Consider the following 17,462-nt stretch of genomic DNA (forward strand, 5'->3'; position numbering starts at 1 on the left):
AGAACTACTTGGTCGCTCATTTGCGACTTCCTTATGTTAACATCTTCGTTTTTCGATGTCAACTAAGTTTTTTAATTTCTTTTTTGTCGTTTTCTGCGTTTCCGCATCAGCGACGTTTATTAATTTATCATATACTCACTCTTAACGTCAACACTTTTTAATAAAAAATTCTTTTTCTTACATACCGAATACATTCTTCTCTATTAGCAACTCTCCGAAATAAACAAAAAATGATTTTATATCTTTCTTCCATCGCCTTTTTCACAACGCTATGTATACGCTCATCTTCAAAATCAAATAAAAGTTCCTCTAACTCTCTCTTCAGTATGTATTCCATTTCTTTTCTCTCTTCCTTCGTTAACATAATCCCAAGCAAATTATCACCCCAATAGTTCCTTACATATATCAATAAACGCCCCACTCATTTTCAGTTACCAATAATGTATCATCAAAAAATAAAATTCTATCATTCATTATATCCACCACCTACGATGTTAATCCCTTGTTCTCTTTTTTAAATTTAAAGCATATATGTAACTGAAAAGGATTGGACAAAGGGGCGTAATATTATGTTTTTCTTTTTTATTACGAGTAAAAGAACATTTAAACACATTAGCTTAATAGTCGTACTTTCCTTATTTACAGCATGGCTACTCTTTTTAAAAACATATTCACATGAATCTGCTTTTTCAACCGCTACTGGCCCTAAGGTGATTTACAAAGGGGACACCGCAAAAAAACAAGTTGCATTCACGTTTGACATTAGTTGGGGAGATAAAAAAGCTATTCCAATCCTTAATACACTCAAAGAAAGAGAAATTAAGAATGCAACCTTCTTTCTCTCTGCTGCATGGGCCGAAAGACACCCTGATATTGTCGAACGAATCATGAAAGATGGACATGAAATTGGTAGTATGGGCTATAATTACACATCCTACAATTCACTAGAAGCAAATGAAATACGAAGAGATCTTTTGCGAGCGCAAGATGTTTTTACGAAACTTGGCGTAAAACAAGTCAAGCTATTACGCCCACCTAGTGGCGACTTTAACAAAACAACCCTTAAAATAGCCGAATCACTCGGATACACCATCGTTCATTGGAGTAACAATTCAAATGACTGGAAAAATCCCGGCGTAAATAAAATCGTTTCCACAGTCTCTAGCAATTTAAAGGGTGGAGATATTGTCTTATTACACGCTTCTGATTCTGCTCTTCAAACAAATAAGGCTTTACCATTACTCTTACAAAAATTAAAGAGCGACGGATATGAACAAACATCTGTATCACAACTTATTTCCAACACAAGTACGAAAAGCGAAGATATTAAGTAATTCTTTTCTACACGATTCTTCACACATAAAAAGCTCTGCTATTTTAATGAAAAATAGCAGAGCTTTTTTATCCTCGCATTTACAAACAATAAGAATCTGGCTAATTACAAATCCACTCTCTCCTCATTAAGCTGACTTACTCTTTTGTCCAATTAAACGATGCAATACAAGTAACTGATATGAATTACATAATAGGAGTGGTATCACCATTAAATATAACCAATCTGTATCATTAATCCGGAGCGCTGGTACCCATTCAAGAATTGTTACAACAACCATAAAGAACAGAGCGGGCACAAATGCTTTTTTATTCGTTTCTTTACTCTTTATGTATGCGACAATTGCCCCAAACACAAATAATATCCCCGCAACAAGTATGTTATTCCCTAATGAAGCTTCCCCATTTGCAATAAGTACTGACCTTAAATAAACGAAATCAAACAATACGAACGCAATAAAGAAGAGTTGCACCGCATTCCATAAAGACGATGACCGAAACATCCCTAATCCAAAACGATGGATCGTTAAATACGCAAAGAATCCCATTTGACTTATAACACTAAAAATAAATCCTACGCCCATCAACCAAAAAGAAATTGCTAAAATCTCTTTTCCGTCGAAATTTTGAAAAAATTTAGCGTACTTGTCCCATTCTAAAACAAATCCAATAAAGACTGTGCTAATCCCACCCAGAAACAACGTCGTAAAAAATAGTCGTACCCACTTGCGGCTATTCACAACACATCCCCCATTATTCTTATATTTCTAATTAAATTGTATCAATGACAATTTCAAAAAGCTAGCCATGTTAATGTATAAATTCCTTAAAGAGATTTATATTAAAAAAAGAGAACTGTGCTGAAAGGAGCTCCAATTTATGAAACGGCTGCTGCTCGTTTTGATTTCTTCTTTTCTATTTATCGCACTAGTGGCATGTGCACAAGAAAAAGAAGCAAAATCCGAACTTGATTATGATCAAACAAAAAAAATGATTGTTGATATTTTAAAAACAGACCAAGGAAAAAAAGCGATCCAAGATGTATTAACTGATGAAAAAATGAAACAAGCACTCATACTAGATGAAACAGTAGTAAAGAAAACGATTGAAGATGCAATGGTATCCGAAAAAGGGCAACAATTCTGGGAAAAGCTCTTTAAAGACCCTGAGTTCTCATCGAAGTTTGCTAAAAGTATGGGAAAAGAACAAACAAACTTAATGAAAACTTTACTAAAAGACCCTGAATACCAATCAGGTGTTATAGAGATTATGAAAAATCCTGAAGTAGAAAAAATGATGTTACAAACAATGAAGAGTAAAGAGTATCGTCTATATTTACAACAAGTACTAACCGAAACTGCCGAAAGTCCACTCTTCCAGGCTAAGATGATTGACATCATTAGTAAAGGTGTACAAAAAGCCGAAAAAGGCGGGTCTGATAAAAAAGGCGCAGGCGGTGAAGGTGGTTCTCAAGGTGGGAACAAAGAACAACAATAAAAATTATAGTAATGAGTGGACAATGTATATATTGTCCACTCATTACTACTTTATTTTTGCGTGACAGCTGTTTTATCAATAACTGTCTCAGCTATCGAACGATAAATAAGACCAGTTGTATGTGTATCTTCATATACTGACGGCGCAAAGTCCTCTTTATTCCAATCCGGTTGTTGAAGTGGAATTCGACCAAGCACATCTGTTTGGAGTTCCGTAGCTAATTTATCTCCTCCACCTCTTCCAAACACATACTCTTTTTCACCAGTTGCTTTACTTTCAAAATACGCCATATTTTCAACAACGCCAAGAATACTATGTTCTGTACGTAAAGCCATAGCCCCAGCACGCGCTGCTACAAATGCTGCTGTTGGATGCGGCGTTGTTACAATAATCTCTTTGCAAGCCGGCAACATCGAATGCAGATCTAAAGCAACATCACCCGTACCTGGTGGTAAATCCAATACTAAGTAATCTAAATCACCCCATTCTACTTCAGTGAAAAAGTGATTTAACATTTTCCCAAGCATCGGTCCTCTCCAAATAACTGGTGCATTATCTTCTACAAAGAATCCCATTGAGATCACCTTCACACCTAGACGCTCCACTGGTATTATCTTATCCCCTCTTACGATTGGACGTTTCTCTATACCCATCATATCCGGTACACTAAAACCGTAAATATCCGCATCAATGATACCGACCTTTTTCCCTAAACGAGCTAAAGCAATTGCAAGGTTAACGGAAACAGTCGATTTCCCTACTCCACCTTTTCCACTTGCCACTGCTAAAAATGTTGTATGTGAGTTCGGTGATAATAAAGATTCACTTTTCTCTTCCTCTTGCGGTGGTGCAAACTGAGCTAATTCCTCTTCTGTAAATTCTGCAAAACGAAGTCCAACTGTTGTTGCCCCAAGTTCTTTTACTAACTTTACAATTCCAGACTGCAACTGCATTTGTTCCGCTGTACCTGTTTTTACAATTGCAATTTTAACACTTACATGTTCCTTCTCAGGCTTGACTGTTACCTCTTTAATTGCATTTGTTTCTTTTAACGTTTTATGTAAAAACGGATCTACAATCCCTTCCAACGCTTCCACTACCTGCTCTTTTGTTACCATAATTAGCCCAGCCCCCTGTATGAAAAATAACGTAATGTTAATTAAATTTATCTCTCTTTATTTTTGAAATAAATGCGTTTACATTTCCAGTATAACATATTTTCGGAAAACTTCGTTAACGAGAGAAACTCGAAAAATCCTCCTTATTCCGGAGGATTTCCTTTTTCTGTGAAATAACGTAATATACCACGATATATTGCAGCTGCTACTTTTTGCTGATACTTCTCCGAATTTAGCATATACCTTTCATTCACATTCGACAAAAAGCCAGCCTCAATTAAAGCACCCGGTTTTTTAGCATACTTCAATAAGTACACGTGAGGAATTGTTTTAGCAGAACGATTCGTATTTTCTAAGCTCGTTCTCAATTCAGCCTGTATAAATTTCGCAGCCCGTTCATTTTCAATTAAAGAACGGTAATAGAACGTTTGTGCGCCTTTAGATCCACCGCTAGTTAGAGCGTTTAAATGAATGCTTGCAAAAAAGTCTACATCAGGCTTATTAATAATCTCTACACGCCTTTTTAAGTCCTCTGCTTTACGCCTACTATATGACTTTGTATCTTTGTTAGCTAAATCATAATCTCCTTCACGAGTTAAAATAACTAACGCACCTTGTTCTTGTAAATAATCTTGTACTTTTTTTGTAATTTCAAGCGTAATATCTTTTTCTACAATATCCTTTCCACCAACAGCCCCTCCGTCTGGACCACCATGCCCAGCGTCTAGTACGATCACTTTCCCTGATAAGGGCAAATTCCAGGCTCGCCACGATTTTGTAATTTGAAATTCTTGTTTGACTAAAAAAAACAAAACAACCGCAGCGAGCGCAAAAGAGATAATTCGAATTCTCTTCATACCTTTCCTCCTCCAGCTAGTCCCTCTAATTACTTATATGGGACAAGAGGAAAGTTTATGCTTGTCTTAGTGTAGCTTTAATCGATATCTTCGTTCACCTTTTTCATACCCTTCCTGCCACCACAGGCCGATAAACTGCTGGCAAGATTCAAAAAGTAATTCCTCGTCTTGCAGTTTAATTTCACGCATAGTCATACTTGTTAAAAATTGAAATAATGTTTCAGTTAATTGTTGCTCTTCTTCCAAGGCTCTATATTTCACATCAAAGAATGATTCACCATAATAACCAAATTTACTGTATCTCGCTCCTAATAAATAAGATTCTATCCCTAGTTCAATACAATAATCTTCATACTGACGATGAAGTTCTTGCATCTGAAAGGCATCACGAATATTTGAGCGCAATGTTTTTAATGATAATTCTCGCAGCATCTTCCGCTCGTATTTCAACTGCTTTTCTTTTTGTTTTTCTTGTAAGCTGACAATGACATTCATAGTACTTATAAACCTCCCTAATACGTATTAGTCTAAACTTCTAAAGAAGAAGCATACGCAAGGCGGTGACACTAAAATATTCCAAACTACAAAAATTACAAAAGAGGAATTAAACATAAAAAAACCCCAACCAAAATGGTTGGGGTTTTTAGTTCGCAAAAATTAACGTTTTGAGAACTGAGGTGCACGACGTGCGCCTTTAAGACCGTATTTTTTACGCTCTTTCATACGTGCGTCACGAGTTAATAGACCTGCACGTTTTAATGTTAGACGGTATTCTGGATCAGCTTTTAATAAAGCGCGAGAAATACCGTGACGAATAGCACCAGCTTGACCAGTGTATCCACCACCATTTACGTTTACAAGTACATCGTAGTTACCTAAAGTTTCTGTTGCAACTAGAGGTTGTTTCACTACTTCACGTAATGCAGCAAATGGGATATAGTTTTCAAAATCACGACCGTTAATGATAACGCGTCCTTCGCCTGGAACTAGGCGCACGCGCGCTACTGAACTCTTACGACGTCCAGTGCCATAGTATTGAACCTGTGCCAAAGTAAGCCCTCCTTTAATTAATTATCCGCGAAGTTCGTAAACTTCTGGTTTTTGTGCTTGGTGTGGATGCTCTGCTCCAGCATACACGTTTAATTTCTTAGATACTTGACGTCCTAAACGTCCTTTTGGAAGCATCCCTTTAATTGCAAGCTCTAACATTTGTACAGGGTAGTTTGTACGCATTTCTAGAGCTGTTCTTTGCTTAAGTCCACCTGGGTGGTTAGTGTGACGGTAGTAAATTTTATCGTTTAATTTATTACCTGTTAAATGAATTTTCTCAGCGTTAATAATAATTACATGATCACCCGTGTCAACGTGTGGTGTAAATGTAGGTTTGTTTTTACCACGTAAAATGGATGCTACTTCAGTAGATAGGCGACCTAAAGTTTGACCTTCAGCATCAACCACATACCATTTACGCTCAACTTCGTTAGCTTTTGCCATAAAAGTCGTACGCATGTGTTTCCCTCCTCGTTATCTTTTCCATAGAAAAAATCTATTGTTTATCTTAAACACGATTTCCTTCCGGGGCTAATCGTGGTTTTAGAAACAATACCATATGTTATGATATACTTTTGAGTTTCTAATGTCAAGCAAATGTTACACCAGGATTAGTTGTTATAGTTTACCTGCCATAAGTAAAGTCCATGGCCTGGAGCCATCTTTCCAGCAAACTGGCGATTTTGTTTCGCTAAAATCTCTGGAATGCTATCAGGATCAAGCTTTCCTTGCCCTACGTTAAGTAACGTACCAACAATAATTCTGACCATATTATATAAAAATCCATTACCTACAAAACGAAAAATTAATTCATCGTCTTGCTCAATTAACTCAATTTCATAAATTGTTCGCACTTTATCTTTTTTGTCAGTTTTTGCCGAACAAAAAGAAGTGAAATCATGCGTTCCAATAAAATAAGGAATCGCTTTTCTTATAGAGTTTATTTCAAGTGGATATGGATATTGATATACGTAATTTCTACGGAATACATCCGCAGTCTTTGATAATAATACACGATAACGATATTCTTTTTTCTCGACACCGTAACGCGCATGAAATTCTTCTGTTTTTTTCTCTACCTGTCTGATAACAATATCATCTGGCAACATTGTGTTTAAAGCATTACTCCATTGCCACTCTGCAAGAGACAAAGTGGTATCAAAGTGTATCACTTGTCCTTTTGCATGAACCGTAGAATCTGTTCTGCCCGATGCTTGAACACGAACAAGTTCTCCTTTATGCAATTTCTGCAATGCTTTCTCTATCTCTTGTTGAACAGTACGATGCTGCGGCTGAATTTGATAACCACAAAAATGCATGCCATCATATGCAACCGTACATTTTATTCTATCCATTTCTTTATTCTCCATTACGATCGCACCCATGCCAAAATACAAGCTAAACAAAGTAAGCTTATAATCGTTACTGTATCACTTGTTTTCCAGCGTAGTTGCCTAAATTTAGTACGTCCTTCGCCACTTTGATATCCACGCGCTTCCATCGCAATCGCTAAGTCCTCTGCACGCTTAAAAGCACTAATAAATAACGGAACGAGTAGTGAAATAATAGCTTTCATCCTATCTTTTATCGGTCCCCCGGCGAAATCAATGCCACGTGACGCTTGTGCTTTCATAATTTTACTCGTTTCATCCATTAATGTCGGGATAAAACGTAGTGAAATTGACATCATTAATGCGATTTCATGAACAGGAACTTTTATACGCTTCAACGGCTTTAATAACGTCTCCAACCCATCTGTAATTTCAATAGGTGTCGTCGTTAACGTTAATAATGTCGTCATTAAAATAATAACGAAGAATCGTATAGAAATGTATACCCCTTGCTCTAATCCTTTTTCATGTATCGAAAACCAACCAAGCTGGAATAGTACTTCCCCTTCTTTATTTGTAAAAATATGCAGGAAAAATGTAAAAAGAAAAATCCATAGAATTGGTTTTAAGCCCGAAAGCACATAACGAATCGGCACTTTTGCAAAAAATAAAGCAATGAGTGCATACAAAAATAAAAATCCATATGAAATCGCATTATTTGCTAAAAAAACAACAAATACATATAAAAAGACAATCAACAGCTTCGTACGAGGATCAAGTTTATGAATGACTGACTGACCTGGAATGTATCTCCCAATGATCAACTGCTGCATGATTCATGACCACCTTTTCGTAACACCTGTACAACTTCATGAGTAAGATCCTCTAAAGATAAGGTAGCCTTCGAAATTGAAATACCAAACTTTTCTTCAATTGCACGTTTATACTTTAAAGACATCGGAAGATCCACACCAATTTTCTCTAATTCATCTCCATGTGAAAATACTTCCTCTGCTCTTCCTTGCAAAAAGACCGTTCCTTTATGCATGACCACAATTTGATCTGCATACTTAGCAGCATCCTCCATATTGTGGGTGACAAGAATGACTGTAAGCCCCTGTTCCTTATGAAGCTTGTAAAACATCTCCATGAGCTCGTGCTGTCCTTTAGGATCAAGCCCTGCTGTAGGTTCATCTAATACAAGCACTTCGGGTTCCATCGCAAGTACGCCTGCTATTGCAACGCGCCTCATTTGCCCACCGCTTAACTCAAACGGAGAACGTGCTAATAACTCTATGTCCAATCCAACAAGCTGGATTGCATCTTTCGCCTTTTGTTTTGCCTCTTCTTCAGATACACCAAAATTAGTAGGTCCAAAACAAATATCCTTCTCAACTGTCTCTTCAAATAGCTGATGTTCTGGGAACTGAAAGACAACCCCTACTTTTTTTCGTAGTGGTTTAAGTTTCTTTTCTTTCTTCCCTGCTGAAATTAAATGTTCGCCAATTTGAACCGTACCATTTGTCGGCTGTAATAAACCATTTAAATGTTGAATCATCGTCGACTTTCCTGAACCAGTATGACCAATAATGGCATAATAGCCCCCACTTGGAAACGACACGTCTACATCATAAAGTGCGCGTCTTTCAAATGGAGTTTTATATTGATAACGATGTTCTACTTTTTGGAATGTAATCTCCAAAGTTCGTTCACCAAGCTTTCCATTGTAAGATGCGTATTTTGCAAGTGAATTTCATTTCTTTTTAATAATTCTGCTATTTTCACCGAAAAAGGTACATCTAATCCAATCTCTTGGAGCATATGAGAGGATTTGAAAATTTGCTCTGGAGTACCTTCCTCTAATATTTCTCCCTTGTTCAAAATAATAATACGGTCTGACTGTGCCGCTTCTTCTAAATCGTGCGTAATCGATAACACCGTAATACCCTTTTGATTAACAAGTTGTCTAACCGTTTCTACTACTTCAAGTCTCCCCTGAGGGTCTAACATTGAAGTTGCTTCATCTAGTATTAAAATAGATGGCTGAAGTGCTAAAACACCTGCTATTGCGACTCGCTGTTTTTGTCCGCCAGATAACGAATGGGGTTCATCATTAAGAAAATCTTCCATACGGACCAGTTGCAGGGCTTGTTCTAGTCTTTCTATCATCTGCTCCCTTGGCATTCCGATATTTTCTAGACCAAATACAACGTCATCTTGTACTGTCGTTCCAACAAATTGATTATCAGGATTTTGAAATACCATCCCAATTTGTTTTCGAACATCCCATACCGTTTCCTCTGATAAAACCACTGTATCATTTACAGTAATGGTCCCTGATTCCGGTAAAAACAAACCATTCAATAATTTTGCAAGTGTAGATTTACCTGAACCATTTTGTCCAATAACAGATACCCATTCTCCTTCATATAAGGAAAATGAAACACCTTTTAATGCATAAGAGGCTGCCCCAGGATATTGAAATGATATATTTTCTGTCCGAAGTTTCTCTTTTTTCAATACAAGGCACCCTTTCCTTCGCCAAGTTAGCCTATTTTTTATATTTAAAAAAAAAGGGCCATGACCAGTTACTTGAAAAGAACTGTCCTGCCCTTTTAATCATCATTATACTAACTCGATAATTACCATTGGTGCTGCGTCTCCGCGACGTGGACCAATTTTTGCAATACGAGTGTATCCGCCTTGGCGCTCAGCATAGCGTGGAGCTACATCAGCGAATAATTTTTGAAGTGCATCTTGACCAGTCTCAGCGTTAGCAACTTCATTGCGAATGAAAGCTGCTGCTTGACGACGAGCATGAAGATCTCCGCGTTTACCTAAAGTGATCATTTTTTCCACTACAGAACGAAGTTCTTTTGCACGAGTTTCTGTCGTTTGGATGCGCTCGTTGATAATTAAATCAGTAGCTAAATCACGTAACATAGCTTTACGTTGCGCACTTGTACGGCCTAATTTTCTGTATGCCATTCGTAGTTCCCTCCTTTGTTGATGGGTTTAAATCCTCAGTCGTCTTTACGTAAACCTAAACCTAATTCCTCAAGTTTATGTTTAACTTCTTCTAAGGATTTACGTCCTAAGTTACGAACTTTCATCATATCTTCTTCTGTTTTGTTCGCAAGCTCTTGTACAGTATTAATTCCTGCACGTTTTAGGCAATTATAAGAACGAACAGAAAGATCTAGTTCTTCGATAGTCATCTCAAGAACTTTCTCTTTTTGATCTTCTTCCTTCTCGACCATAATCTCAGCATTTTGTGCTTCATCAGTTAAACCAACAAAGATATTTAAATGCTCAGTTAAGATTTTGGCACCTAAAGAGATAGCTTCTTTTGGCCCGATGCTTCCATCCGTCCATACATCAAGCGTAAGCTTATCATAATTAGCCACTTGTCCGACACGTGTCTTTTCCACTTGGTAAGTTACACGTGATACTGGAGTATAAATAGAATCAATAGGAATTACTCCTATTGGTTGATCTTCGCTTTTATTTGCATCAGCTGGCGTATACCCACGGCCACGCTTTGCAGTTAAACGCATGCGGAAATGCGCATTTTTTGCTAACGTTGCAATGTGTAAATCTGGATTTAAGATTTCTACATCACTATCGTGAGTAATATCAGCAGCTGTGACAATACCTTCGCCCTGCACATCAATTTCCAACGTCTTCTCTTCTTCAGAGTAGATTTTAAGAGCTAACTTTTTCAAGTTTAAGATGATCGTCGTAACGTCTTCTACTACGCCCTCAACTGTTGAAAATTCATGTAATACGCCATCGATTTGGATAGCAGTAACAGCGGCACCAGGGAGTGAGGATAAAAGAATACGACGTAAGGAGTTACCCAAAGTAGTACCATATCCACGCTCAAGCGGTTCAATTACGAATTTACCATATTTAGCATCTTCGTTAAGTTCAACCGTTTCGATTTTCGGCTTTTCGATTTCAATCATTAACTAAACCCTCCTTCAAAACGTCGAAACCCCGGTTAAACAAAGGGATACCCCCTGTCTAACCGAAAGTCCCCCTTAGGCAGTTCCCGATTGTGCACAACAAGCGATGTTTCTGTACGAAATTTCTCGATAATGCATCATATCCATTATAGACAAAAGGGAAAATTCTATACAGAAAAATTACACACGACGACGTTTTGGTGGACGACATCCATTATGAGGAACTGGAGTAACATCTCTAATTGCTGTTACTTCTAGACCTGCAGCTTGAAGAGCACGAATTGCAGCTTCACGACCAGCACCAGGACCTTTAACAGTAACCTCTAATGTTTTTAAACCGTGCTCCATTGCAACTTTAGCAGCAGCTTCAGCAGCCATTTGCGCAGCGAATGGAGTAGACTTACGAGATCCACGGAAACCAAGTGCACCAGCACTAGACCAAGAAAGTGCGTTACCATGAGTATCTGTAAGTGTTACGATTGTGTTGTTGAAAGTAGAACGAATATGAGCTATACCAGCTTCAATATTCTTTTTCACACGTTTTTTACGAGTGTTTGTTTTACGTGCCATTGTTAGTTCAACCTCCTTTACTTATTATTTCTTTTTATTTGCTACTGTACGACGTGGACCTTTACGTGTACGAGCATTGTTTTTAGAGTTTTGACCACGAACTGGTAAACCACGACGGTGACGAAGACCACGGTAAGAACCGATCTCCATTAGACGTTTAATGTTAAGAGATACTTCACGACGAAGGTCTCCCTCAACTTTAATACGATCGATGATATCACGGATACGTCCTAGTTCGTCTTCCGTTAAATCACGAACTCGTGTTTCTGAAGAAATACCAGCTTCAGTAAGAATTTTTTCAGCAGTTGTACGACCAATGCCGAATACGTAAGTTAAAGAAATAACAACGCGTTTGTCTCGAGGAATATCTACACCTGCGATACGTGCCATTCTGAATGCACCTCCTTCTGATTAACCTTGTTTTTGTTTATGTTTAGGGTTTTCACAAATAACCATTACTTTTCCACGTCTACGAATAACTTTACATTTTTCGCAGATTGGTTTAACTGACGGTCTTACTTTCATGTCTCGAACCTCCTTAAAGATTACGGAGTGCTATATTATTTAAAACGGTACGTAATACGACCACGATTTAAATCGTACGGAGATAATTCTACCGTAACTTTGTCTCCTGGTAAAATACGAATGAAGTTCATACGGATTTTACCAGAAACGTGAGCCAATACGACATGCCCATTCTCTAATTCTACTTTGAACATAGCATTTGGCAACGTTTCAAGAACGGTACCTTCGACTTCAATTACATCATCTTTAGCCATTCAATAGTTCTCCCTTCTTCAAATCAGTAACATTTTACACTGCTCTGAAATCCCGGAGAGCCAGCTACTTATAAAGTGGTAAGGATTTCGTATCCTGCTTCTGTAAGAGCAATCGTGTGCTCAAAGTGGGCACACCATTTACCATCTACCGTTACCACTGTCCAGTCATCAGATAGTGTTTTTACATATCGTCTTCCTTGATTCACCATCGGCTCAACACAGATGACCATTCCCGGCTTTAATCTAGGGCCTCTATTTGGTGGACCATAGTGCGGGATTTGAGGGTCCTCATGTAAGTCTTGCCCGATTCCGTGACCAACATACTCCCTAACGATCGAGAACCCATTCTCTTCAGCATGGGTTTGAACCGCATGTGAGATATTTGATAATCTTTCGCCTGGTTTTACTTGTTCTAGACCAAGATACAACGATTTTTCTGTGACATCAAGTAGCTTTTGAACAGATTCAGAAATGTTTCCAACTGGATACGTCCATGCAGAATCTCCATGGTACCCATTGTATTTCGCACCAATATCGATACTGATGATATCGCCCTCTTCGAGCTTGCGCTTCCCTGGAATTCCGTGTACAAGCTCTTCATTTACAGAAGCACATATGCTCCCCGGAAATCCGTTGTATCCTTTAAAAGATGGCGTAGCACCATATTTTCGAATCGTCTTTTCCGCTATTTGATCGAGCTCTTTCGTTGTAATTCCTGGAGTAATGTGCTGTTTCAACTCTTGATGAGTTAAAGCAACGATCCTGCCGGCTTCTCGCATGATTTCTATCTCGCGAGGAGTTTTGCAGATTATCATTACGCTAAGCCTCCGATGAGAACATCGATATCAGCAAATACTTTATTGATATCTTGCTCACCATTAATGCTTTGTAAGTAACCAAGCTCCTCGTAGAAATCAAGCAAAGGTTTTGTTTGCTTAATATTTACATCTAAGCGATTTGCCACAGTTTCTTCATTGTCATCAGAGCGTTGATATAATTCGCCACCACATTTATCGCACACATCAGCTTTTGCTGGTGGATTGAATTCTAAGTGGTAAGTCGCACCGCACTCTTTACAAATGCGACGGCCTGTAAGGCGTTTTAATAACAACCCTGAATCCACATTAATGTTTAAAACATAGTCGATTTTTTTGCCAAGATCTTTCATAATCTCTTCAAGAGCTGATGCTTGTGCAACAGTTCGTGGGAAACCGTCTAGTAAGAAACCTCTTACGCAGTCTTCTTGACTTAAACGTTCACGAACGATTCCGATTGTAACTTCATCTGGAACAAGCGCACCTTTATCAATAAAAGATTTTGCTTGTAGACCCATTTCAGTTTCAGCCTTCATAGCTGCACGGAACATATCTCCTGTTGAAATGTGAGGGATGTTATACTTGGCAACAATCTGTTCGGCTTGTGTACCTTTACCAGCACCAGGAAGCCCCATTAAAATTAAGTTCATCCTTGTTCCCCCTCAGAGTACATGAGCATGTAGGGAAGACAATTCTTCCCACTTACTCACTGCTTGATAAACCCTTTGTAATGGCGTTTTACCAGTTGGCTTTCTAGCTGCTTCATTGTTTCTAAAGCAACGCCGACAACGATTAACATACTCGTTCCACCAATCTGTGCAGATGGGGGAAGATTTCCCAGTTTCGTAAAGATAACTGGTAAGATTGCAATCGCTGCCAGGAAAATTGATCCTACAAAGGTCAAACGATACAAGATTTTTGTTAGATATTGTTCCGTATTCTTACCCGGACGAATACCTGGAACATATCCACCTTGTTTGTTTAGATTCTCTGACATTTGCTCTGGATTAACCTGAACAAACGCATAGAAATATGTGAAGGCTACAATGAGCGCAACATATATGATCATTCCCACTGGGTGAGAATAGTTAAAGTTTGCAATGATCCACTGCGATACATCATGATTCGGGAAGAACTGTGCAATAGTTGGAGGCGTAATTAAGAATGAAACAGCAAAAATGACTGGAATAACACCCGCACTATTTACCTTAAGCGGTAAATGTGTGTTTTGTGCTCCAGCATGATTCCCATTTCCTCCTGTTACACGCTTCGCATATTGAATTGGGATCTTTCTAACAGCCTGTTGAATGAAAATAACACCAACAATAACTGCTAGCACAGCTAGTAAGATCAATGCAACTTTAACGATACTCATGAACAATTGATCTCCGATATTTTGAAACTGTTGTTGATACACTTGAGATATAACACTTGGGATCGCTGCGGCAATACCGCCAAAGATAAGGATGGAAATACCATTACCTACACCTTTAGCTGTAATCTGTTCACCTAACCACATTAAAAATGCAGTACCAGCAGTCAGTACCGTAGCAATGTATAAATAAGTGCTCCAACCAGGATTCAAAATTAATTGCCCACCTACCATACCGTTAAAACCGATTGACATACCAAACCCCTGAATAAACGCAAGAACAATTGTAAAGTAACGCGTGAATTGCGTTAGTTTACGACGGCCCATTTCACCTTGCTTCGACCATTCCGAAAATTTAGGAACAACATCCATCTGCAATAATTGCACGATGATGGATGCTGTAATATACGGCATGATTCCCATCGCGAAGATGGAGAAGTTTTTCAAGGCGCCACCGCCAAATGTATTTAGGATACCTAAGGCATTTAATTGATCTTGTGCTTTCAGTACGTCTCCATTTGTAAATGGCACTGGGATAAACGTGCCAATCCTGAATACGACTAACATCGCTAAAGTGAATAATATTTTACGTCTTATCTCAGCAACGCGCATAAAGTTGGAGATTGTACGAAACATTAGATCACCTCAACTGATCCGCCAGCTGCTTCAATTGCTTCTTTAGCACTTGAAGAGAACTTGTGCGCTTTAACAGTTAATTTTTTCTCTACTGCTCCGCTTGCAAGAATTTTAACACCGTCGTTTAACTTGCTGATAACGCCAGTTTCCAGCAATAATTCAGGTGTTACTTCTGTACCATCTTCAAAACGATTTAACGTTGATAAGTTTACAATAGTAAACTCTTTACGGTTAATGTTTGTGAAGCCGCGTTTTGGTAAACGACGGAATAATGGAGTTTGACCACCTTCGAAGCCAAGACGAACACCGCCGCCAGAACGTGCGTTTTGTCCTTTATGACCTTTACCAGCAGTTTTACCGTTACCAGAACCGATACCACGACCGACACGGTTACGTACTTTACGAGAACCTTCTGCAGGTTTTAATTCATGAAGTTTCATTCCCAGGCACCTCCTTATATTAATGAGTTATCCTTAAGCTTCTTTTACAGTTATAAGGTGAGAAACTTTGTTGATCATACCAAGAATAGCAGGAGTTTCTTCCTTAACTACAGTTGAATTCAACTTTTTAAGACCTAAAGCTTCTACCGTCGCACGTTGATCTTGTGGACGACCAATTACACTACGAGTGAGGGTAATTTCTAACTTTTTCGCCATTTGTTTTCCCTCCTTAACCTAGTAGCTCTTCTACAGATTTACCGCGTAATTTTGCAACATCTTCAGCGCGCTTAAGTTCGCTTAATCCGTTCACAGTAGCGCGAATCATGTTGATTGGTGTGTTAGAACCAAGAGATTTCGAAAGAATATCTTGTACACCAGCTAATTCAAGTACCGCACGAACAGGTCCACCAGCAATAACACCAGTACCTTCAGCAGCAGGTTTTAAGAATACTTCACCAGCTCCAAAGTGACCGTTGATTGTGTGTGGAATTGTTGTACCAACTAATGGTACAGCGATTAAGTTTTTCTTAGCGTCTTCGATAGCTTTGCGAATTGCGTCTGGTACCTCTTGTGCTTTACCAGTACCGAATCCAACATGACCGTTTTTATCGCCAACTACAACTAGTGCAGCAAAGCGGAAACGACGACCACCCTTAACAACTTTCGCGACACGATTTATCGTAACTACACGTTCTTCAAGTTCTAATTTACTTGGGTCAATGCGATGCATCAATTTTCCCTCCTTTGACCATTAAAATTGTAATCCAGCCTCACGAGCAGCTTCAGCTAGAGCTTTAACACGGCCATGGTATAAGTAACCACCGCGATCGAATACTACTTCTTTAACGCCTTTCTCTACAGCACGCTTAGCAACTGATTCTCCAACTTTCGTAGCAGCTTCAGTATTGCTAGTACCGTTAAGAGCAAGGTCTTTATCAAGAGTAGATGCACTTACTAACGTTACACCATTTACATCATCAATAACTTGAGCGTAAATATGTTGGTTAGAACGGAACACGTTTAAACGTGGACGTTCTGCAGTACCAGTAAGCTTAGCACGTACACGTGCATGTCTTTTCTTACGAGTCGCATTTTTATCAGCTTTAGTGATCATTCTTGTCACTCCTTTCTCTCACCTAACGGGTTTACTTAGCAGTTTTACCTTCTTTACGACGAACAACTTCGCCTTCGTAACGAATACCTTTACCTTTATATGGCTCAGGAGCACGTACAGCACGGATGTTAGCAGCAAATTCGCCAACACGTTGCTTGTCGATACCTTTGATTACGATTTTAGTTGGTGCAGGTACTTCAACTTCAAGACCTGCTTCCGGAGTCATTTCTACTGGATGAGAATAACCTACGCTTAAAACAAGTTTATCTCCTTGTTTTTGAGCACGGTAACCAACACCGACTAATTCAAGTCCGCGTGCGAAACCTGCAGTTACACCTTCAACCATGTTTCCGATTAAAGCACGAGTTGTACCGTGTAATGCACGGTGTTCCTTCTGTTCAGATGGACGCTCAACTGTTAGTGTATTTTCTTCAATTTTGATAGACATATCAGCATTGAATTTACGAGTTAATTCACCTTTAGGGCCTTTTACTGTTACAGTATTGTCTTCTGCAATTGTAATAGTAACACCTGCAGGGATTTCAAGAATCTTTTTACCAATACGAGACATGTGGTCACACCT

The 17,462-nt window shown here is 38.7% G+C and carries 27 protein-coding genes; 2 read left to right on the top strand and 25 right to left on the bottom strand.

What is annotated here, in order from left to right; all coding sequences use genetic code 11:
- Window positions 1-157: 157 nt before the first annotated feature.
- Window positions 158-376: a hypothetical protein gene (locus BAQ49_RS23885; RefSeq protein ID WP_033656695.1), complete on the bottom strand. Its 219-nt coding sequence runs from the start codon at window positions 374-376 to the stop codon at window positions 158-160.
- Between the two features lie 193 nt (window positions 377-569).
- Here BAQ49_RS23885 and pdaB point away from each other — a divergent pair, with 193 nt between their 5' ends.
- Window positions 570-1,334, top strand: coding sequence for a polysaccharide deacetylase family sporulation protein PdaB (gene pdaB / locus BAQ49_RS23890; protein ID WP_000464724.1), 765 nt, complete (start codon window positions 570-572; stop codon window positions 1,332-1,334).
- 126 nt (window positions 1,335-1,460) lie between these two features.
- Here pdaB and kbaA read toward each other — a convergent pair whose 3' ends face one another.
- The gene (kbaA, locus tag BAQ49_RS23895) at window positions 1,461-2,072 is read right to left on the bottom strand and encodes a KinB signaling pathway activation protein KbaA (protein WP_071747333.1); all 612 of its coding nucleotides are present in this window, start codon (window positions 2,070-2,072) and stop codon (window positions 1,461-1,463) included.
- Between the two features lie 139 nt (window positions 2,073-2,211).
- Here kbaA and gerD point away from each other — a divergent pair, with 139 nt between their 5' ends.
- A complete protein-coding gene (gerD, locus tag BAQ49_RS23900; protein WP_071747334.1) occupies window positions 2,212-2,829 on the top strand; it encodes a spore germination protein GerD in 618 nt (205 codons plus the stop codon).
- Between the two features lie 50 nt (window positions 2,830-2,879).
- On the opposite strand, the gene BAQ49_RS23905 is transcribed toward gerD, so the two are convergent.
- The 23 genes from BAQ49_RS23905 to rplF all read right to left on the bottom strand — a co-directional run bounded on the left by BAQ49_RS23905 (window position 2,880) and on the right by rplF (window position 17,450).
- Complete coding sequence (locus BAQ49_RS23905) at window positions 2,880-3,947, bottom strand: iron-sulfur carrier protein/transcriptional regulator SalA (protein ID WP_071747335.1); 1,068 nt, start codon at window positions 3,945-3,947, stop codon at window positions 2,880-2,882.
- A gap of 143 nt (window positions 3,948-4,090) precedes the next feature.
- Window positions 4,091-4,804, bottom strand: coding sequence for an N-acetylmuramoyl-L-alanine amidase CwlD (cwlD, locus tag BAQ49_RS23910; protein WP_071747336.1), 714 nt, complete (start codon window positions 4,802-4,804; stop codon window positions 4,091-4,093).
- 66 nt (window positions 4,805-4,870) lie between these two features.
- Complete coding sequence (locus BAQ49_RS23915; protein ID WP_001101006.1) at window positions 4,871-5,299, bottom strand: YbaK family protein; 429 nt, start codon at window positions 5,297-5,299, stop codon at window positions 4,871-4,873.
- Window positions 5,300-5,461: 162 nt separating this feature from the next.
- The gene (gene rpsI, locus BAQ49_RS23920; RefSeq protein ID WP_000079986.1) at window positions 5,462-5,854 is read right to left on the bottom strand and encodes a 30S ribosomal protein S9; all 393 of its coding nucleotides are present in this window, start codon (window positions 5,852-5,854) and stop codon (window positions 5,462-5,464) included.
- Between the two features lie 21 nt (window positions 5,855-5,875).
- Window positions 5,876-6,313: a 50S ribosomal protein L13 gene (gene rplM, locus BAQ49_RS23925; protein WP_001260795.1), complete on the bottom strand. Its 438-nt coding sequence runs from the start codon at window positions 6,311-6,313 to the stop codon at window positions 5,876-5,878.
- Between the two features lie 152 nt (window positions 6,314-6,465).
- Window positions 6,466-7,209 (bottom strand): tRNA pseudouridine(38-40) synthase TruA, encoded by a 744-nt coding sequence (gene truA / locus BAQ49_RS23930; RefSeq protein WP_071747355.1) that lies wholly within the window; start codon window positions 7,207-7,209, stop codon window positions 6,466-6,468.
- A gap of 14 nt (window positions 7,210-7,223) precedes the next feature.
- Window positions 7,224-8,018 carry an energy-coupling factor transporter transmembrane component T family protein gene (locus tag BAQ49_RS23935; protein WP_071747337.1) on the bottom strand — a complete coding sequence of 265 codons (795 nt, stop codon included), beginning with the start codon at window positions 8,016-8,018 and terminating at the stop codon, window positions 7,224-7,226.
- A complete protein-coding gene (locus BAQ49_RS23940) occupies window positions 8,006-8,887 on the bottom strand; it encodes an energy-coupling factor ABC transporter ATP-binding protein (protein WP_071747338.1) in 882 nt (293 codons plus the stop codon). The genes BAQ49_RS23935 and BAQ49_RS23940 overlap by 13 nt, the downstream gene beginning before the upstream one ends.
- A complete protein-coding gene (locus BAQ49_RS23945; RefSeq protein ID WP_071747339.1) occupies window positions 8,863-9,705 on the bottom strand; it encodes an energy-coupling factor ABC transporter ATP-binding protein in 843 nt (280 codons plus the stop codon). The genes BAQ49_RS23940 and BAQ49_RS23945 overlap by 25 nt, the downstream gene beginning before the upstream one ends.
- A gap of 105 nt (window positions 9,706-9,810) precedes the next feature.
- Complete coding sequence (gene rplQ, locus BAQ49_RS23950; RefSeq protein WP_000331490.1) at window positions 9,811-10,173, bottom strand: 50S ribosomal protein L17; 363 nt, start codon at window positions 10,171-10,173, stop codon at window positions 9,811-9,813.
- A gap of 35 nt (window positions 10,174-10,208) precedes the next feature.
- Window positions 10,209-11,153: a DNA-directed RNA polymerase subunit alpha gene (locus tag BAQ49_RS23955; RefSeq protein ID WP_000569644.1), complete on the bottom strand. Its 945-nt coding sequence runs from the start codon at window positions 11,151-11,153 to the stop codon at window positions 10,209-10,211.
- A gap of 180 nt (window positions 11,154-11,333) precedes the next feature.
- On the bottom strand, window positions 11,334-11,723 hold the full coding sequence (rpsK, locus tag BAQ49_RS23960) for a 30S ribosomal protein S11 (protein WP_000101797.1): 390 nt from the start codon (window positions 11,721-11,723) through the stop codon (window positions 11,334-11,336).
- 24 nt (window positions 11,724-11,747) lie between these two features.
- Entirely contained in the window at window positions 11,748-12,113 is a 366-nt protein-coding gene (gene rpsM, locus BAQ49_RS23965; protein ID WP_000090790.1) for a 30S ribosomal protein S13, read from the bottom strand.
- Between the two features lie 21 nt (window positions 12,114-12,134).
- Window positions 12,135-12,248 (bottom strand): 50S ribosomal protein L36, encoded by a 114-nt coding sequence (gene rpmJ, locus BAQ49_RS23970; RefSeq protein ID WP_000868344.1) that lies wholly within the window; start codon window positions 12,246-12,248, stop codon window positions 12,135-12,137.
- 35 nt (window positions 12,249-12,283) lie between these two features.
- On the bottom strand, window positions 12,284-12,502 hold the full coding sequence (infA, locus tag BAQ49_RS23975) for a translation initiation factor IF-1 (RefSeq protein ID WP_001029884.1): 219 nt from the start codon (window positions 12,500-12,502) through the stop codon (window positions 12,284-12,286).
- Between the two features lie 68 nt (window positions 12,503-12,570).
- A complete protein-coding gene (map, locus tag BAQ49_RS23980; protein WP_000582542.1) occupies window positions 12,571-13,317 on the bottom strand; it encodes a type I methionyl aminopeptidase in 747 nt (248 codons plus the stop codon).
- Window positions 13,317-13,967 (bottom strand): adenylate kinase, encoded by a 651-nt coding sequence (locus BAQ49_RS23985; RefSeq protein WP_001048996.1) that lies wholly within the window; start codon window positions 13,965-13,967, stop codon window positions 13,317-13,319. The genes map and BAQ49_RS23985 overlap by 1 nt, the downstream gene beginning before the upstream one ends.
- Before the next feature lie 56 nt (window positions 13,968-14,023).
- Window positions 14,024-15,325 carry a preprotein translocase subunit SecY gene (gene secY / locus BAQ49_RS23990; protein WP_000490151.1) on the bottom strand — a complete coding sequence of 434 codons (1,302 nt, stop codon included), beginning with the start codon at window positions 15,323-15,325 and terminating at the stop codon, window positions 14,024-14,026.
- Complete coding sequence (gene rplO / locus BAQ49_RS23995; RefSeq protein ID WP_000766083.1) at window positions 15,325-15,765, bottom strand: 50S ribosomal protein L15; 441 nt, start codon at window positions 15,763-15,765, stop codon at window positions 15,325-15,327. The genes secY and rplO overlap by 1 nt, the downstream gene beginning before the upstream one ends.
- 33 nt (window positions 15,766-15,798) lie before the next feature.
- Window positions 15,799-15,981 carry a 50S ribosomal protein L30 gene (rpmD, locus tag BAQ49_RS24000; RefSeq protein WP_001085231.1) on the bottom strand — a complete coding sequence of 61 codons (183 nt, stop codon included), beginning with the start codon at window positions 15,979-15,981 and terminating at the stop codon, window positions 15,799-15,801.
- Between the two features lie 13 nt (window positions 15,982-15,994).
- Window positions 15,995-16,495, bottom strand: a complete 501-nt coding sequence (rpsE, locus tag BAQ49_RS24005) for a 30S ribosomal protein S5 (protein ID WP_000554646.1) — start codon at window positions 16,493-16,495, stop codon at window positions 15,995-15,997.
- Window positions 16,496-16,516: 21 nt separating this feature from the next.
- Window positions 16,517-16,879 carry a 50S ribosomal protein L18 gene (gene rplR, locus BAQ49_RS24010; RefSeq protein ID WP_000628818.1) on the bottom strand — a complete coding sequence of 121 codons (363 nt, stop codon included), beginning with the start codon at window positions 16,877-16,879 and terminating at the stop codon, window positions 16,517-16,519.
- 31 nt (window positions 16,880-16,910) lie between these two features.
- Complete coding sequence (gene rplF, locus BAQ49_RS24015) at window positions 16,911-17,450, bottom strand: 50S ribosomal protein L6 (RefSeq protein WP_000086551.1); 540 nt, start codon at window positions 17,448-17,450, stop codon at window positions 16,911-16,913.
- Between the last annotated feature and the right edge of the window lie 12 nt (window positions 17,451-17,462).

It is taken from the genome of Bacillus proteolyticus, assembly GCF_001884065.1.
GTDB classification, from domain to species: Bacteria; Bacillota; Bacilli; order Bacillales; family Bacillaceae_G; genus Bacillus_A; species Bacillus_A proteolyticus.

Bases quoted from the DNA above. Each gene is read 5' to 3' on its own strand.
- rpsM (WP_000090790.1), bottom strand. From the start codon at position 12,113: ATGGCACGTATCGCAGGTGTAGATATTCCTCGAGACAAACGCGTTGTT.
- rplQ (WP_000331490.1), bottom strand. From the start codon at position 10,173: ATGGCATACAGAAAATTAGGCCGTACAAGTGCGCAACGTAAAGCTATG.
- rplM (WP_001260795.1), bottom strand. From the start codon at position 6,313: ATGCGTACGACTTTTATGGCAAAAGCTAACGAAGTTGAGCGTAAATGG.
- BAQ49_RS23985 (WP_001048996.1), bottom strand. From the start codon at position 13,967: ATGAACTTAATTTTAATGGGGCTTCCTGGTGCTGGTAAAGGTACACAA.
- BAQ49_RS23935 (WP_071747337.1), bottom strand. From the start codon at position 8,018: ATGCAGCAGTTGATCATTGGGAGATACATTCCAGGTCAGTCAGTCATT.
- rpsK (WP_000101797.1), bottom strand. From the start codon at position 11,723: ATGGCACGTAAAACAAACACTCGTAAAAAACGTGTGAAAAAGAATATT.
- BAQ49_RS23905 (WP_071747335.1), bottom strand. From the start codon at position 3,947: ATGGTAACAAAAGAGCAGGTAGTGGAAGCGTTGGAAGGGATTGTAGAT.
- BAQ49_RS23915 (WP_001101006.1), bottom strand. From the start codon at position 5,299: ATGAATGTCATTGTCAGCTTACAAGAAAAACAAAAAGAAAAGCAGTTG.
- truA (WP_071747355.1), bottom strand. From the start codon at position 7,209: ATGGATAGAATAAAATGTACGGTTGCATATGATGGCATGCATTTTTGT.
- pdaB (WP_000464724.1), top strand. From the start codon at position 570: ATGTTTTTCTTTTTTATTACGAGTAAAAGAACATTTAAACACATTAGC.
- secY (WP_000490151.1), bottom strand. From the start codon at position 15,325: ATGTTTCGTACAATCTCCAACTTTATGCGCGTTGCTGAGATAAGACGT.
- rplR (WP_000628818.1), bottom strand. From the start codon at position 16,879: ATGATCACTAAAGCTGATAAAAATGCGACTCGTAAGAAAAGACATGCA.
- rplF (WP_000086551.1), bottom strand. From the start codon at position 17,450: ATGTCTCGTATTGGTAAAAAGATTCTTGAAATCCCTGCAGGTGTTACT.
- infA (WP_001029884.1), bottom strand. From the start codon at position 12,502: ATGGCTAAAGATGATGTAATTGAAGTCGAAGGTACCGTTCTTGAAACG.
- rplO (WP_000766083.1), bottom strand. From the start codon at position 15,765: ATGAAACTTCATGAATTAAAACCTGCAGAAGGTTCTCGTAAAGTACGT.
- rpmJ (WP_000868344.1), bottom strand. From the start codon at position 12,248: ATGAAAGTAAGACCGTCAGTTAAACCAATCTGCGAAAAATGTAAAGTT.
- gerD (WP_071747334.1), top strand. From the start codon at position 2,212: ATGAAACGGCTGCTGCTCGTTTTGATTTCTTCTTTTCTATTTATCGCA.
- rpsE (WP_000554646.1), bottom strand. From the start codon at position 16,495: ATGCATCGCATTGACCCAAGTAAATTAGAACTTGAAGAACGTGTAGTT.
- cwlD (WP_071747336.1), bottom strand. From the start codon at position 4,804: ATGAAGAGAATTCGAATTATCTCTTTTGCGCTCGCTGCGGTTGTTTTG.
- rpmD (WP_001085231.1), bottom strand. From the start codon at position 15,981: ATGGCGAAAAAGTTAGAAATTACCCTCACTCGTAGTGTAATTGGTCGT.
- map (WP_000582542.1), bottom strand. From the start codon at position 13,317: ATGATAATCTGCAAAACTCCTCGCGAGATAGAAATCATGCGAGAAGCC.
- BAQ49_RS23955 (WP_000569644.1), bottom strand. From the start codon at position 11,153: ATGATTGAAATCGAAAAGCCGAAAATCGAAACGGTTGAACTTAACGAA.